The following is a 16102-nucleotide window of genomic DNA, read 5'->3' as shown; positions in this document are numbered from 1 at the left end:
CGGTTCATCCGCGCGCGGTGCGTGAGCCAATGTTGAGGTGTGACGCCACCCGCGTCATGAGACGTCGCGCAAGGTCGATTTTTGTACCGACGACGGCCTCGGAGCGGATCTCCTCGGCCTCTCGGACCAAGATCGTGGCGGCCGTCTGGTCCTGGCCGAAGACGAGGTCGGTTCCTACCTCGTTGACCACCAGCATGTCCGCGCCCTTGGAGACGAGCTTCGACTCCCCCAGTTCCGCGACCGTGTGGTCCTCCGAACCCGTTTCGGCGGCGAAACCCACGAGGAACGCCCCGTGCTCCCCCCGCGACTTGGCCTCGACCAGCCCGCGGAGAATATCCGGGTTGCGCACCAGCTCCAGGGTCGGCGCGTCGTCGGCGGAGGGATCCTTCTTGATTTTGGACACGGCCACGGACCGCGGACGAAAATCCGCGACCGCGGCCGTCATGATGACCCCGTCCACGGACCGTCCGTCCCCGAGGGCTTCACCGACGGCGTTTTCCAGTTCCAGGGCCGAGGAGACCCGGCGGATGCGGAGCTTCTCCGAGCCTTCGGGAGCAGATACTTCGGTGTGCGCGAGGATCAGTTCGACCGAGGCGCCAAGGTCGGCGGCCGCCTGTGCTATCGCGATCCCCTGTTTTCCCGACGAGCGGTTGCCGAGGTAGCGCACGGGGTCCAGGGCTTCGCGGGTTCCTCCCGCGGTGACCACCAGCCGACACCCCGTCAGGTCCGGCAACGCCGCGCCGGCAGAGCTCGCGGCGGCCAGGGCACGTCGGTAGATCTCGCGCGGATCCGGCAAACGTCCGGCCCCGGAGTCGTGACCCGTCAGCCGGCCCACGGCGGGGTCGATGACGGTGTATCCGTCCTCGCGGAGCTGCGCGACATTACGCCGTGTCGCCGGGTTCTCCCACATTTGGGTGTGCATGGCCGGGGCAAAGACGACCGGGCACGTCGCGGTGAGGATCGTGGCGCTCAACAGATCATCCGCCCGCCCGCCGACCACGCGCGCCATGAGATCCGCGGTCGCGGGGGCAACCACCACAAGATCGGCCCGTTCGGCCTGTCGCACGTGATTGACGGATTCGACGTCCTCGAACACCGAGGTATTCACGGGGTGTCCCGACAACGCCTCCCACGTGGGCTCGCCGACGAACCGCAAGGCAGATCGGGTGGGCATGGGCACGACGTCGTGCCCTTGTTCGGTGAATAAACGCAGAAGCATCGCGGCCTTATACGCCGCGATGCCTCCACCGATTCCTAATATGATTCGCACCCGTTCAGTCTAACGGGCGCGGGCCCGGACGGCGGATCGCCGTCCGACCCGTGTTATTCGGACTGTGCGGAATTGTCTTCGCTGAACTCCACGAAGGCGTCCGCGGAATCCGATTCCTGGGCGAAAATCTCCGAGTTGAAGAAGTCGGCCACGGGCTGGTCATCGTGGATGACCTGGCCGTTTTCGTTGAAGCGACCGCCCTCGACGTGGCGGGCCTCGATGACGTCGTTTTCGATCTCGCGCATCGCGATGGACAACGACTTCTCGTTGACCGCGGTATCGACCAGGGGCCCCACGTGCTCGAAGAGGCCTTCCTGAAGCTGCGAATAGTACGCGTTGATCTGACGCGCACGGCGGGCACCGAAGATCACCAGACCGTACTTCGAATCGGTCTTCTCGAGGAGCGAGTCCACGGAGGGGTCGATGATGCCTTCATGTTCGGAAAGTGCCAAGAATTTCTCCCGTGACGTTGATGGGTATGCATCGGACGGAGCGTCCGGATGTCATCCGACGACCACACGATGGGCCTCGGGCAAAACTAAAAGTCCATGATACAACCGCGGGGCAACGATTGCACCCTCAGGCGCGCATTCGGCGCGCGAGAACCACAGGCTCCACCGCTCGGAGAGACGATGGCGCCCGTGGTCCTCGGGCCGGATTACTTCGCCGGGGAGCTGATTCCCATGATCTCGAGGACCTCGGCGGCGGCCTTCTCGACTGTCTCGTTGACCACCGTGACGTCGAATTCGGGTTCCGAGGCCAGCTCTTCCTTGGCCGTCTCCAGCCGCACCTGCTGTTCGGTATCGGTCTCGGTGCCACGCGTGCGCAGGCGACGGACCAGCTCTTCCCAGCTCGGCGGGGCAAGGAAAATCATATTCGCCTCCGGCATGGCGTTGCGCACCTGCCGAGCACCCTGAATATCGATTTCCAACAACACGTGGCGGCCGGCGTCGAGCGCCTCGAGCACCATCCGCTTCATGGTTCCGTACCGATGATTGTTGTGGACTTTAGCCCACTCGAGCATCTGTCGGTTATCGACCATGGAGTCGAATTCTTCGTCCGAGACGAAGTAGTAATGGACGCCGTCTTCCTCGCCGCGCCTCGGGTCGCGCGTGGTCGCCGAGATCGACAACCATACCTCGGGGTGGTGATCGCGAATGTATGCAGAGACCGTCCCCTTTCCGACGGCTGTCGGTCCGGCCAACACGGTCAATTTCGGGGACTGGGTCTCTGTCACTGGACTACCCTTCGAGGTATTCGATGAGATTCTTGCGCTGGTGTGCCCCCAAGCCACGAAGACGGCGGCTCGGCGCGATCCGTAGTTCTCGCATGATCGCCGCCGCGCGCACGTCCCCAATGCTTGGGAGGGATTTTTCAACATATCCTCGACACGGATGCGTTGCAAAGCCTCATCCGCGTCTGCCCGTTGCAAGAATTCACTGATCGTGATTTCTCTGTTTTTGAGCGCCTGTTTCGCAGTGGCGCGAATCTGCCGCGACTGCTTAGCCTTTTCGCGGGCAGCGGCACGTTCCTGATCTGTCAGAGGGCGTAGAGCCATAGTTACTTCCTCTCCACTGCGTACGGGATAACAATTACGAATCCCCAAGATTCCCGTACGTATGGAGACCAAAGTACCCCAGGAATGTCGGCCATACCAGTCAGTAACCCGAGCAAATTTCTCGTCCCCACCCCCGGCAGGGCACCCCTGGCCCCTTCACCGCGAGCAGTTACATTGGTTACCGATGCAGTGCTTTCCTGAGTCGGTCATTGCACGCCGTCGCTTCGGCCAGGAGCGCGTCTTGGGCCGGACCGTGACGCAAAACCCCACGTGAGGAGGACACCACGATCTTGTCTCGGCATCCGGCAAAGACGTGGGCAAGGTCCTCTTCGGTCGCCCCTTGCGCCCCGTATCCGGGTGCCAGCATCAGGCCATTGAACCGGCCGAGGTCGATGCCCAACGCTGCGAGAGCGTCACCCACCGTAGCGCCCACGACGAGACCGCAAGGGCCCGCGTATTTCGCTTTGTGACGTTCGTTTTCGCGCTGGGCGGCCTCGACGATCGACCGTGCCACCGAAGACTCCGCCCCGCGATGCTGCACCGATGCCCCTTCGGGATTGGAGGTGAGGGCCAACACGAACGTCCCTCGTCCGGATTCCTCCGCGACCCGGTGTGCCGGGTCCAGCGAACCGAATCCCAGATAAGGGCTCAGGGTCACCCAGTCACCGGCCAGCGGTGACTGGGGGCCCAACCACGCGTCCGCGTAGGCGGCCATCGTGGACCCGATATCGCCGCGCTTCGCGTCGCACACGACCTGGGTTGCCGATCCCTGCATCGCCTCGATGACCCGTTCGAGGACCCTCATCCCCTCGGACCCGTGCCGCTCGAACAGGGCCACCTGCGGTTTGATCGAGGCGACCCGGCCCGAGACCGATTCGGCGACGGTCAGGGCAAAGGATTCGAGGCCCGCGACGGAGTCCTCGAGCCCCCAATCGCGCAGCAACCCCGGGTGGGGGTCGATCCCCACGCACAGCGGGCCGAATTCCTGCATGGCCTCGTAGAGGCGGTCTCCGGCCGGCGACTCGGGGGCGCTCATGCCCGGGCGGCCTTCGCCGAGGCCGTCAACGTGGCTTCGTGATCCTGCAGGCTCATCACGTCCCACGTGTGGCGCCGCTGCGCATCGATCGACTGGATGGCCGCACCAAATTCCGAAATGGTGGTCATCAGCGGGCACCCGATGCTCGTGGCGGCGGCACGAATCTCGTAGCCATCGCCGCGTGATTCGCCCGCGCCCGAGGGCGTGTTGAAGATCAGGTCGATGTCACCGTCGGTGATCATGTCCACGATGGTCCGCTCCCCTTCGGCGGCGTCACGAAGCTTGGAGACCACCGTGCAGTCGATGCCGTTGCGGCGCATCACCGTGGCCGTGCCACCGGTCGTGATGATCTCGAAGCCCAGCTCCTGAAGCATCTTGACGTAGACCACCGCCGCGCGCTTGTCCCGGTCGGAGACCGTGACGAACGCCTTGCCCTCGGTCGGCAGGATGTTGCCGACGGCGGCCTGCGCCTTGGCGAACGCGGTGTCGAAGAAGGTGTGCAGGCCCATGACCTCACCGGTCGAGCGCATCTCGGGCCCCAGCAGCGAATCCACCGCGGCGCCGGTCTTGGTGCGGAAACGGTTGAACGGAAGAACGGCTTCCTTGACCGCGATGGCCGTGTCATCGGGTAGGTCCGCGCCGTCCATGTGCGAGGGCAGGCGGCCTTCCTCGATGAGCGAGGCAATGGTGCGCCCGGTGCCGATCAGCGCGGCGGACTTGGCCAGCTGAACACCCGTGGACTTCGAGACGAACGGAACCGTCCGCGAGGCCCGGGGATTGGCCTCGATGACATACAGGTTGTTGGAAGCGACCGCGAATTGGATGTTGATGAGTCCTCGCACGCCGACGCCCTCGGCGATGCCCCGCGTCGCCTCTCGGACCCGCTCGATGACATTGGGGCTCAGCGTGACGGGAGGCAAGGTGCAGGCCGAGTCTCCCGAGTGGATGCCGGCCTCCTCGATGTGCTCCATGACGCCGCCCATGTACAGGTCGGTTCCGTCGAAGAGGGCATCGACGTCGATCTCGATGGCGTCCTCAAGGAATTTGTCGATGAGGGCCGGCTGCGACGGCGAGACCTCGGTCGCGTTGGAGAGGTAACGTTCCAGGTTCTGCTCGTCGTAGACGATCTCCATGCCGCGCCCGCCGAGCACGTAGGACGGGCGAACCAGCACGGGATACCCGATCTCGTCGGCGATGACCTTGGCATCGGCAAAGGTCGAGGCCGTGCCGTTCTTCGGCGTCATCAGGCCGGCGCGTTCCAGCACCTGCGAGAACTCGCCACGGTCCTCCGCGAGGTCGATGGCCTCGGGCGAGGTCCCCAGAATGGGCACTCCCGCTTCCTTGAGTTCGCGAGCGAGCTTGAGCGGTGTCTGACCACCCAGCTGCACGAAGACTCCCAACAGCCCACCGGTCCGCCGTTCCGAGTCGATGACCTCGAGGACGTCCTCGAGGGTCAGCGGCTCGAAGTACAGCCGCGTCGAGACGTCATAGTCGGTCGACACGGTTTCCGGATTGCAGTTGACCATGACGGTCTCGTACCCGGCCTCGCGCAGAACCATGGACGCGTGGACGCAGGAATAGTCGAATTCGATGCCCTGACCGATGCGGTTCGGCCCGGAACCGAGGATCATGACGGATTTTCCCTGGTGTTGGGCTACCTCGTCCTCCTGGTCGTAGGACGAATAGTGATACGGCGTGAAAGCTTCGAATTCGGCCGCGCAGGTGTCCACGGTCTTGAACACCGGGCGGACGTTCAGGGCATGGCGGACGCCGCGCACGACGTCTTCTTTCAGGTGAACCAGCTGCCCGATCTGTGCATCCGAAAAACCGTGCCTCTTGGCGGTCTGGAGTGTTTCCCGCGTCAGGTTCGCGTCCTCGCGAATCTCGGCGGCGACCTCATTGATCAGCACGAGCTGGTCGAGGAACCACGGGTCGATCCCGGTCGCCTCGTACATGCGCTCGATGCTCGCTCCCCCGGCCAAGGCGCGACGGACCTGGTGGATTCGTTCCGTGGTGGGCGTCTTGCACGCCTCGACCAGCGCATCCAGCTCGTCGGCATCCATGCGGTCGTGGGCGAAGGAAAATTCGCTGTTCTTCTGCTCGAGCGAACGCATCGCCTTTTGCAGGGCCTCGGTGAAGTTGCGGCCGAGGGCCATCGCCTCTCCCACGGACTTCATGGTCGTGGTCAGCGTGGGGTCGGCGGCGGGGAATTTCTCGAAGGCGAACCGCGGGATCTTGACGACCACGTAGTCCAGCGTCGGCTCAAAGGACGCCGGGGTCTTGCGGGTGATGTCGTTGGGGATCTCGTCGAGGGTGTACCCCAGCGAGAGCTTGGTCGCGATCTTGGCGATAGGGAATCCCGTGGCCTTCGATGCCAGGGCCGATGACCGTGAGACGCGCGGGTTCATCTCGATCACGACCACGCGCCCGGTTGCCGGGTCGACCGCGAACTGGATATTGCATCCGCCCGTGTCCACTCCGACCTCGCGAATCACGGCGATCGCGACGTCCCGCATCTTCTGGTACTCGCGGTCCGTCAGCGTCAGCGCGGGCGCGACGGTGATGGAGTCACCGGTGTGGACTCCCACGGGGTCGAAATTCTCAATCGAGCACACGACGACGACGTTGTCGTTCTTGTCGCGCATCATTTCCAGCTCGTATTCTTTCCACCCGAGAATCGACTCCTCGAGCAAAACCTCCGAGGTGGGGCTGTACTGAATCCCGGCGCCGGCGATGCGGTGCAGGTCTTCCTCGTTGTACGCCATGCCCGATCCCAGGCCACCCATCGTGAAGGAAGGGCGGACGACCATCGGGTAGCCGAGCTCGTCCGCGGCCTTCAGGGCTTCGTCCATCGAGTGCACGATGACCGATCGCGCCGACTCGGCACCGCAGCGTTCGACGACTCCCTTGAAGGCCTCGCGGTCCTCGCCGAGATTGATCGCGGCGATGTTGGCACCGATCAGCTCCACGTTGTACTTCTCGAGGGTGCCGCGATCGTCCAGCGCGATCGCCGCGTTCAGCGCGGTCTGCCCACCGAGGGTCGGGAGGATCGCATCGGGGCGTTCCCGCTCGATGATGCGCTCGATGGTTTCGGGGGTGATCGGTTCGATGTACGTGGCGTCCGCGAATTCCGGATCCGTCATGATGGTGGCGGGGTTCGAGTTCACGAGGATCACGCGGATGCCCTCTTCCCGGAGGACCCGCAGGGCCTGTGTTCCGGAGTAGTCAAACTCGGCGGCCTGCCCGATGACGATGGGGCCAGAACCGATGACCAGGACGCTCTTGAGGTCGTGACGACGAGGCATGGGGTTATTTTCCTGCTTTCTGGCTGGCGGCATCGGTGGAGTTCATGAGTTCGATGAATCGATCGAACAGGTAGGCGGCATCGTGCGGGCCCGCCGCGGCCTCGGGGTGGTACTGGACGGAGAAGGCCGGGACATCCAGGCAGCGCAGGCCCTCGACGACGTCGTCGTTGAGACACACGTGCGAGACCTCGACCCTGCCGAACTCGGACACGGGCGCGGTGACCGGTCCGTCCAGCGGGGCGTCCACGGCGAACCCGTGATTCTGCGCGGTGATCTCGACACGACCGGTCGACCGGTCCAAGACGGGTTGGTTGATCCCGCGGTGCCCGAAGGGCAACTTGTAGGTGCCGAATCCCAGGGCCCGCCCGAGGAGCTGGTTGCCGAAGCAGATGCCGAAGAACGGGATCCCCCGTCGAAGGATGCCGCGCAACAGCTCGACCTGGAGGTCCGCCGTCTCCGGGTCGCCGGGGCCGTTCGAGAAAAACGCTCCGTCCGGGTGCAATGCGGTGAGTTCGTCCAGGGTGATATCGGCGGGCACCACGTGGACGCGCACGCCACGCTCGGCGAATCGCTGCGGCGTCATGGACTTGATGCCCAAGTCCACGGCGACCAAGGTGCCCTTGGTCTCGCCCGTCCATCCGTGGTCGCGCGGCTCGATCGTGTAAGTTTCCTCGACGCTGACCTCGTCGGCGAGCTGGCGACCCTTCATCGGCGCCACGTCGGTGACCCGCCGGATCATCTCTTCCTGGGTGAGGTCCGCCGACGCCCCGCTGAAGACCCCGGCCCTCATGGCACCGGAGTCACGCAGGTGACGGGTCAGGCCACGGGTATCAATATTCTGGATTCCCACGATGTTCTGCTTGGTCAGGTCCTCGTCCAAGGAACCTTCCGACCGCCAGTTGGAGGCTCGCCGCGCCGCGTCACGCACCACATAGCCGCTGACCCAGATGCGGCGCGATTCGGCGTCCTGCCGGTTGACCCCGGTATTGCCGATGTGCGGCGCGGTCTGCACCACGATCTGGCCCGCGTACGAGGGATCGGTCAAGGTCTCCTGGTATCCGGTCATACCGGTGGAAAATACCGCTTCCCCGAAGGCCTCGCCGGTCGCGCCGTAGCTTCGGCCTCGGTAGATCGTGCCGTCTTCGAGAACCAGTACCGCCCGAGCCTCGGGCTGATGTGCGTTGGTCATGAATTCACTTCCTTGAGGGATGGTCGGAGGCGGCATCGTCGGACGCCGCGGTGTCCTGGTTCTGGTCTGTTGCGGGCAACGATGAGGATGCCTGCGGGGCGTGGTCGCGGAGACGATCGAGCAGCTCCGGGGTGTCTGCGGCGCGTCGGGTTCGCAGGCCGGTATCGACCAAGCGCCCGCCCAATCGCCACGAGATCACCGCGAGTCCGTCTTTCTCAACGAATTTTCCGGCCATACCGGATTCGCGGCGCAGCACCTCGATGGATTCGCTACCGATCCAGAGATCACGAGCCCCGTCACGGGTCACGATGAGCCCCGTGGGGTACACGAGGGCCTGGCCGTTGGCCTTGACCCCCAATCCGTGAACCGCGATGCGGTCGAGCCAATCGCCGGCCGTGGTCGTGCACACGTATTGGACGTCGCAGGCGAACTCGGCGGCGGCGCCGTCCAGCTCGCGCGGGACCTCGGGGAGATCCGCGATTCCCGCCTGCCGCTTGGTTCGGGAACGCCAGCCCCAGGCGATCAGGGAAAAGACGATTCCCGCCAGGATCACCGAGGAAACCAGCGTGAGCATGTGGTTGAGAGTCATATGTCCTAATTCTCCGCGGGGTTACGAGAACCCGGTGTGGTCAGGCGGCCGTTCAGGACCGTCGGGTGGCCCCGAAGGAAGGTCGCACGGACCTGGCCAGGAAGTTCCATGGCCCGATACGGCGAGTTCCGTCCCTTCGAAGCGTGCGTCTGCGGGTCGACGACGCGGCGAACCGCAGGGTCGACGAGCACGATGTTGGCGGGTTCGCCCTGCGTCAGGGGGCGGCCCTGGTCGTCGATGCGGGCGATCCTGGCGGGCACGGTGGACATGATGCGGGCGACGTCGCTCCAGTTCACGATGCCGGTTTCCACCAGGGTCATCTGAATGACCGACAGGGCGGTCTCCAGGCCGGTCATGCCCATCGCCGCGCTGGCCCATTCGCATTCCTTGGCCTCGAGCGGGTGCGGGGCATGATCCGTGCCGATCACGTCGATCGTGCCATCGGCGACCGCGGCGCGGAGGGCCTCGACGTCCTCGCGGGTCCGCAGCGGCGGATTGACCTTGTACACGGGGTCATAGGATCTGACCATCTCGTCCGTCAGCACCAGGTGATGAGGCGTGACCTCCGCGGTGACATCGATGCCCCGCTCTTTGGCCCAGCGGATGATCTCCACGGATCCTTGGGTCGACACGTGGCAGATGTGCACGCGGGAGCCCACGTGCTGCGCGAGGAGCACGTCGCGGGCGATGATCGCTTCCTCCGCGACGGCCGGCCATCCGGCCAGCCCCAAATCCGCCGAGACGCTTCCCTCGTTCATTTGCGCGCCCTCGGTGAGCTGGGGCTCCTGGGCGTGCTGGGCCACGACGCCGTCGAAGGTCTTGACGTATTCCAGGGCACGCCGCATGAGCAGCGCGTTGTGAACACACTTGCCGTCGTCGGAAAACATCCGCACCTGAGCGCGGGAGTCGGCCATCGCGCCGATCTCGGCGAGTTGCTCGCCGCCAAGGCCCACGGTCACCGCGCCGATCGGGTGGACGTCGGCCCACCCGGCAGCCCGGCCCAGTTCCCACACCTGTTCGACCAAGCCCGCGGTGTCCGCGACGGGTTGGGAATTGGCCATCGCGCACACGGCGGTGTATCCACCTGCCGCCGCGGCACGCGTGCCGGTTTCGACCGTCTCAGCGTCCTCGCGGCCCGGCTCTCGGAGGTGGGTGTGGACGTCAACGAGGCCGGGTAGGGCGATCAGCCCCTCCGCGTCGATCATCTCCGCCCCGCGGGGCTCCAGATCGGTACCGGTTTCCGTGATGGTTCCCGCCTCGAGGCGCAGGTCGGTGACCTTTTCACCGAGAACAGTGGCGCGGCGGATGAGGTAGTGCTGAGGGCTCATGACGTCCTAAGGGGTGCGGTGTGTTCGGTGGTGTCCTGCGGGCCGGTCATCAGGCTGTAGAGCACCGACATCCGGACGGACACCCCGTTGGTGACCTGGTCGAGAACCAGCGAACGCGGCGAATCTGCGGCGGCCGCGCTGATCTCGAGGCCCCGATTCATCGGGCCGGGATGCAGGATCGCGGTCTCGGCTCCCCGGGCGTCCAGAAGGGCCAGCCTCTCGGGCGTCAGGCCCCACAGCCGGGCGTACTCCTCCGAGGAGGGGAAAAAGGACGCGTGCATGCGTTCCCGCTGGATTCTCAGCATCATGATGGCGTCCAGGTCCCTGGTCAGGGCCTCGTCCATGTCGTAGCACACCTCGACCGGCCAGTCGTCGATGCGCACCGGGAGCAACGTCGGAGGCGAGACCAGAACGACGCGCGCGCCGAGGAGAGCCAGCAACCACACGTTCGATCGGGCCACGCGGGAGTGCAGCACGTCTCCGACGATCGCGACGCTCATGCCCTCGAGGGTCGAGCCCCGCGTGGGCTCCCCCGTCAGGCGGGAGCGATGCTGCCTGAGCGTCATCGCGTCGAGCAGGGCCTGCGTGGGGTGGGCGTGCATCCCGTCACCGGCGTTAATGACCGGCGAGGTGATCCACCCGCTGGTGGCCAACCGCTCGGGGGCCCCCGACGCGGGGTGACGAATCACGATGGCGTCGGCGTTGATGGCCTCGAGGGTCTGGGCGGTGTCTTTGAGCGATTCGCCCTTCGAGACCGACGACCCCTTGGCAGCAAAGTTGATGACGTCCGCCGAGAGCCTCTTTTCGGCCGTCTCGAAAGAGATCCGCGTGCGCGTCGAGTCCTCGAAGAAGAGGTTGACCACGGTCCGGCCCCGGAGAGCCGGAAGCTTCTTGACCTCGCGCGTGCCGACCTCGGCCATGCTGTCGGCGGTGTCCAGGAGGCTCACCGCTTCCTCGAGGCTGAGGTCCTTGGTGTCGAGCAGGTGCTTCATCCGATGAATCCCTTCTCCACGGCCGGGGCGTGACCGGGATCGAGCAGAACGCAGTCGGCGATGTCGCGGCCGTCGGCCAGGCCGTCGACGGCGTGAGGGTCGTCGGTTTCGCGGAGGAAAACCTTGACGGATTCCTCGTGCGACGTGGGAAGGTTCTTGCCGACGTGATCCGCGCGGATCGGCAGTTGACGGTGCCCCCGGTCCGTCAGGACCGCCAAGCGGACCACGGCGGGGCGACCGAAGTCGGCCAAGGCGTCGAGGGCGGCACGGATCGTGCGACCCGAATACAGGACGTCGTCGACCAACACGACGTTTTTGCCGTCGATGCCCGTGTCCGGAATGTGCGTCGGCTGCGGGGTGCGGGAGGTGCTTCGCCGCAGGTCGTCGCGATACATCGTGACGTCGAGCTGGCCGAGGCAGGCCTGGGCGTCGAAGTTATTTTCCGTCGCGGCGATCTTTTCCGCGAGTCGTTGGGCGAGGGGGTAGCCACGCCGGGGAATTCCCAACAGCACCAGATTCTTCGTGCCCTTATTGGACTCGACGATCTCGTGCGCAATTCGGGTCAGCGCCCGATTGACATCCGCGGTATCCAAGATCACGCGCGCGTTCGACGAAACCCGAGGCTTCGGTTCTGACGCGGAACGAGAGTGAATAGTCATCGCGATTGCCTCCTTCCCCGCCTCACAGGACGGAATTTAAAGGTCAGCAGGATGAATGCATCTCGGCCAAGTTATCACACCGAATGAACGACGCCGCCGGGGAGATCTCCCCGGCGGCGTCATGTCGTTCTTAATCGGTCATCAAGGTGGGCTTGACCTTTTGCAGGCGGCCCAGGACACCGTTGATGAACCTCGGTGAGTCATCGGTCGAATGGGTCCTGGCGAGTCCGGTTGCCTCGGCCACCGCCACGGCGTCCGGGATCTCGTCGTTGTAGAGCAGTTCCCACGCGCCCATGCGCAACACGGCTCGATCGACCGAGGGCATCCGGTCCATGGTCCATCCCTTGGAGTACGTCTCGATGTACTCCCGGATCTCTTCGTCCCGCTCGACGACCCCGAGCACGATGCGCTCGGAGTAGTCGGAGATCAGGGCCGAGGTATGCAGGCGACGGCGGCGGAGCACCTCGAGGGTGTCCTCGTGGCGCTCTTCCGCCTCAAACAGTACTTCCAGGGCGCGAACGCGCGCCTTTGTCCGCGAATTCACTCGTTGACGCGCCCCAGGTAATCGCCGGAGCGGGTGTCGACCTTGACCTTGGTTCCCTGCTCGACGAACAGCGGAACCTGAATGGTCGCGCCGGTTTCGAGGGTCGCCGGCTTGTTGCCACCGGTCGAGCGGTCCCCCTGGAGACCGGGCTCGGTGTAGGTGATCTCGAGGACCACCGACGGGGGCATTTCGATGTACAGCGGGGCGCCTTCGTGCATCGCGAGCGTCACGTTCTGGTTCTCCAGCATGAAGTTCGCGGCGTCTCCGACCACGGCCTCGGGGACATTGATCTGGTCGTAGGTCTTGTTGTCCATGAAGACGTAGTCGGCGCCGTCCTGGTACAGGTACTGGTACTCGGAACGATCCACGGTGGTCAGCTCGACCTTGGAACCCGCGTTGAACGTTTTGTCGACGACCTTGCCGGTGTTGACGTTGCGCAACTTGGTGCGGACGAAGGCGCCGCCCTTACCCGGCTTGACGTGCTGGAATTCGATGACACCCCAGAGATTTCCGTCGAGCTTGAGGATGGTCCCGTTCTTGATGTCGTTGGTCGTTGCCACGAACACTCCTTTGGCGGATCGTCGATCGGCACGCTCAGTCCGCGTGCACGGTTAATCGGTAGCTATTGTAACGCCCTTGTGGGGCGGGGGTTCAGGCGGCGATCTCCTGGTAGGTCGCAAACAGGATGGATTCGTCCGGTACTTCCATGATGCGCGGCGCCGCGACCTTATCCAGAACCACGAAACGCAGCAGATTTCCGCGAGCCTTCTTGTCGAGATGCATCGCGTCCAGGAGCTTCTTCCATTGGTCCGAGCGGTAGGTCGTGGGCAACCCCACGCTTTCCAGGATGGCACGCGTGCGGTCCACGACGGCGCCGTCCAGGTTCCCCGCGGCGGCGGACAGCTCCGCCGCGAAGACCATTCCCACGGAGACGGCCGCCCCGTGGCGCCACTGGTATCTCTCGTTGACCTCGATCGCGTGCGCCAGCGTGTGCCCGTAGTTCAGGAACTCGCGGCGGCCCGATTCCTTCAGGTCCGAGGAGACGATGTCGGCCTTGACCTTGACCGACCGTTCGATGAGCTCGCGAATCACCGCGGACTGCGAATCCCGGATCTTCTCGGGCTCCGCCTCGATCAGGTCGAGAATTGCCGGATCGGCGATGAACCCACACTTGATGACCTCGGCCAGCCCGGTGACCAGCTCGTTGACGGGAAGGGTCCGAAGAGTTCCCAGATCGCAGAGCACCGCGGCCGGCGGATGGAAGGACCCGACCAGGTTCTTTCCCTCGGCCGTGTTGATGCCGGTCTTGCCTCCCACGGCGGCGTCGACCATGCCGAGCAACGTCGTGGGGATGTGGATGACGCGCACGCCGCGCAACCAGGTCGCCGCGACGAATCCGGCGACGTCGGAGACCGCGCCGCCACCCACCGAGATGATCGCGTCCGACCGGGTGAAGTCGTTTTGTCCCAGAACCTGCCAGCAGAACGCCGCAACCTGAACGTGCTTTCCTTCTTCCGCGTCCGGGATCTCGGCGCTGAACGACTCGAAGCCCGCGGACTTGAGATCGTTCATGACCAGCTCCCCCGTGGACCGAAGCGCTCGGGGGTGCACCACCAGGATCCGACGCACGCGGGGGCCCAAGATCTCGGGCAGCTTCACCAGGAGATCGTGCCCAATATGGACGTCGTAGTTGTCCGCCGGCTGCTCTCCCGTCACGGAGATGCGTGTCGAGGCGGTCTGGTCCTGGGTCATGTATTCCTCCTGTCGGCGTCGCCCCACGGCAACGTCCTGCGGGTCAGCCGGCCTCCGCGGCCGCCGACCCCGAGTTCTGTGTCGAGTGTTGGATGGCGTCGTGGATTTCTCCGACGAGTTCCGCGACATCCCGAGGGCCGCTCGCGTCGACGACGACGTCGGCGAGGGCCTCATATGTGCTCCGGCGTTGCTCAAACATCTGATTCCACCGGGAGACGGGATCGGGTTGGAGCAACGGTCGGGTCGAATTTCCCACGATACGCGGGCGCACCGTCTCGGCGTCCACCCGAAGGTAGATCACGGTGTGGTCCGAGATGAGTTCGCGCACCCGAGCGGACATGGGTGCTCCCCCGCCCAGAGAGACCACCGATCCGGCATGCTCGGGATCGCTGAGGATGGCCTCGATGGAGGCGACCTCGAGGTCACGGAAATAGGCCTCGCCGTGTTCGGCGAAGATGGTGGGGATTTCCCCGTGCCGGGCGACGATGTACTCGTCGGCGTCCACGAAGGTATAGCCGTGCGTGGTGGACAACCCGCGTCCAAGCCAAGACTTTCCCGCGGCCATGGGCCCGATCAGCACGATCGCGCCGCCGGTGTGCTTGCTCATTGATCCCAGCCCTGCGAGTTGGACGTCCACCCCAGCTCCTCCGGGATGTTCTCCAGGTAGGACGTCACGTTGCGTCGGGTCTCGTGGATCGAGTCGCCACCGAATTTTTCGAGGTACGCATCGGCGAGGACCAGCGCCACCATGGCTTCGGCGACGACGCCCGCGGCTGGCACCGCGCACACGTCGGACCGCTGGTGATGCGCCGTGGTGACCTCCCCGGTCGAGGTGTCCACGGTCTTCAACGCGCGGGGCACCGTCGCGATGGGTTTCATCCCGGCCCGCACCCGGAGGGTATCCCCGATGCTCATGCCGCCTTCGATGCCTCCGGCGCGGTTGGTCTCCCGGAATACGCGGCCGTCCTCGTCCAAGGAAATCTCGTCATGGGCCTCGGTGCCGCGCCGGGCGGCGGTCAGGAATCCGTCTCCGACCTCGACGCCCTTAATGGCCTGGATACCCATCAGGGCCCCGGCCAGACGCGAATCGAGACGACGGTCCCAGTGAACGTACGATCCGAGCCCCGGGACGAGTCCGTAGGCGAGGACCTCGACGACGCCGCCGAGGGTTTCGCCGTCCTTATGGGCCTCGTCGACCTCGCGCACCATGGCCGCCGAGGTCTCCGGGTCGAAGCACCGCAACGGATCCGCATCGAGGGCGTCGACGTTGCGGGGCAAGGGCCGCGGCGCGTTCGTGGGCGCGGCGGCCGAACCGATCGCGGTCGTGTGGCTCACGAGCTGAGCCCCCAGGGCCTTGAGAATCTTGGCGGCCACGACGCCCAGGGCAACCCGCGTGGCGGTTTCGCGCGCGCTGGCCCGCTCCAAGACGGGCCGGGACTCCGAAAAGCCGAATTTCTGCATTCCGGTAAAGTCTGCGTGCCCCGGCCGCGGACGGGTCAAGGGCTCATTGCGGGCACGGCCTTCGAGCACCGAAGGATCCACGGGATCCGAGGCCATGACGTCGGTCCATTTCGGCCATTCGGAATTGGCAATTTCGATGGATACCGGGCCGCCCTGGGTCAGGCCGTGGCGGACGCCGCCGAGAATCCGGACGCGGTCCTCTTCGAACTTCATGCGGGCGCCCCGGCCGTAACCGAGCCGGCGTCGAGCCAAAGCGTCGCGAATATCCGCCGACTCCAGCTCGACGCCGGCCGGCACGCCCTCGATGATTCCGACCAGTGCCTCGCCGTGGGACTCCCCGGCAGTCAGCCAACGCAATGTCACGGTGTTACCTCAATCTTTAGTCTGAATTGCGAGTACGTCCCACCTCGGGTGGGTCG

16 protein-coding genes are annotated in these 16102 nt (G+C 65.1%); all 16 read right to left on the bottom strand.

Going from position 1 to position 16102, the window contains the following annotated elements; genetic code table 11:
- Window positions 1–4 precede the first annotated feature (4 nt).
- Window positions 5–1270 (bottom strand): bifunctional phosphopantothenoylcysteine decarboxylase/phosphopantothenate--cysteine ligase CoaBC, encoded by a 1266-nt coding sequence (gene coaBC, locus CURSPS6_RS03580; protein ID WP_030014194.1) that lies wholly within the window; start codon window positions 1268–1270, stop codon window positions 5–7.
- 53 nt (window positions 1271–1323) lie between these two features.
- A complete protein-coding gene (gene rpoZ, locus CURSPS6_RS12280; protein WP_082470021.1) occupies window positions 1324–1722 on the bottom strand; it encodes a DNA-directed RNA polymerase subunit omega in 399 nt (132 codons plus the stop codon).
- Between the two features lie 206 nt (window positions 1723–1928).
- A complete protein-coding gene (gene gmk, locus CURSPS6_RS12770) occupies window positions 1929–2507 on the bottom strand; it encodes a guanylate kinase (RefSeq protein WP_030014192.1) in 579 nt (192 codons plus the stop codon).
- A gap of 4 nt (window positions 2508–2511) precedes the next feature.
- Complete coding sequence (locus tag CURSPS6_RS12935; RefSeq protein ID WP_416371656.1) at window positions 2512–2601, bottom strand: hypothetical protein; 90 nt, start codon at window positions 2599–2601, stop codon at window positions 2512–2514.
- Between the two features lie 405 nt (window positions 2602–3006).
- Complete coding sequence (gene pyrF / locus CURSPS6_RS03565) at window positions 3007–3864, bottom strand: orotidine-5'-phosphate decarboxylase (RefSeq protein WP_051687592.1); 858 nt, start codon at window positions 3862–3864, stop codon at window positions 3007–3009.
- On the bottom strand, window positions 3861–7169 hold the full coding sequence (gene carB / locus CURSPS6_RS03560) for a carbamoyl-phosphate synthase large subunit (protein ID WP_030014189.1): 3309 nt from the start codon (window positions 7167–7169) through the stop codon (window positions 3861–3863). Before carB ends, pyrF begins: the two co-directional genes overlap by 4 nt.
- Window positions 7170–7173: 4 nt before the next feature.
- A complete protein-coding gene (carA, locus tag CURSPS6_RS03555) occupies window positions 7174–8358 on the bottom strand; it encodes a glutamine-hydrolyzing carbamoyl-phosphate synthase small subunit (RefSeq protein ID WP_030014188.1) in 1185 nt (394 codons plus the stop codon).
- Window positions 8359–8362: 4 nt separating this feature from the next.
- Window positions 8363–8947, bottom strand: a complete 585-nt coding sequence (locus tag CURSPS6_RS03550; RefSeq protein ID WP_051687591.1) for a hypothetical protein — start codon at window positions 8945–8947, stop codon at window positions 8363–8365.
- Window positions 8948–8952: 5 nt separating this feature from the next.
- A complete protein-coding gene (locus CURSPS6_RS03545; RefSeq protein WP_030014184.1) occupies window positions 8953–10275 on the bottom strand; it encodes a dihydroorotase in 1323 nt (440 codons plus the stop codon).
- Window positions 10272–11267, bottom strand: a complete 996-nt coding sequence (locus CURSPS6_RS03540; protein WP_030014182.1) for an aspartate carbamoyltransferase catalytic subunit — start codon at window positions 11265–11267, stop codon at window positions 10272–10274. Before CURSPS6_RS03540 ends, CURSPS6_RS03545 begins: the two co-directional genes overlap by 4 nt.
- Complete coding sequence (pyrR, locus tag CURSPS6_RS03535) at window positions 11264–11926, bottom strand: bifunctional pyr operon transcriptional regulator/uracil phosphoribosyltransferase PyrR (RefSeq protein ID WP_035810161.1); 663 nt, start codon at window positions 11924–11926, stop codon at window positions 11264–11266. Before pyrR ends, CURSPS6_RS03540 begins: the two co-directional genes overlap by 4 nt.
- A 130-nt stretch (window positions 11927–12056) precedes the next feature.
- The gene (nusB, locus tag CURSPS6_RS03530) at window positions 12057–12470 is read right to left on the bottom strand and encodes a transcription antitermination factor NusB (RefSeq protein ID WP_030014179.1); all 414 of its coding nucleotides are present in this window, start codon (window positions 12468–12470) and stop codon (window positions 12057–12059) included.
- Window positions 12467–13030 carry an elongation factor P gene (efp, locus tag CURSPS6_RS03525; RefSeq protein WP_030014178.1) on the bottom strand — a complete coding sequence of 188 codons (564 nt, stop codon included), beginning with the start codon at window positions 13028–13030 and terminating at the stop codon, window positions 12467–12469. The genes nusB and efp overlap by 4 nt, the downstream gene beginning before the upstream one ends.
- Window positions 13031–13121: 91 nt before the next feature.
- On the bottom strand, window positions 13122–14222 hold the full coding sequence (gene aroB, locus CURSPS6_RS03520; RefSeq protein WP_030014176.1) for a 3-dehydroquinate synthase: 1101 nt from the start codon (window positions 14220–14222) through the stop codon (window positions 13122–13124).
- Window positions 14223–14265: 43 nt separating this feature from the next.
- Window positions 14266–14829 (bottom strand): shikimate kinase, encoded by a 564-nt coding sequence (locus CURSPS6_RS03515; RefSeq protein ID WP_030014174.1) that lies wholly within the window; start codon window positions 14827–14829, stop codon window positions 14266–14268.
- Window positions 14826–16046 carry a chorismate synthase gene (aroC, locus tag CURSPS6_RS03510; protein ID WP_030014173.1) on the bottom strand — a complete coding sequence of 407 codons (1221 nt, stop codon included), beginning with the start codon at window positions 16044–16046 and terminating at the stop codon, window positions 14826–14828. The genes CURSPS6_RS03515 and aroC overlap by 4 nt, the downstream gene beginning before the upstream one ends.
- Window positions 16047–16102 lie beyond the last annotated feature (56 nt).

The organism is Curtobacterium sp. S6, assembly GCF_000710345.2.
Taxonomy (GTDB): domain Bacteria; phylum Actinomycetota; class Actinomycetes; order Actinomycetales; family Micrococcaceae; genus Rothia.
Note: the sequence above shows the minus strand (reverse complement) of the source record. Positions and strands in the feature narration are given on the sequence as shown.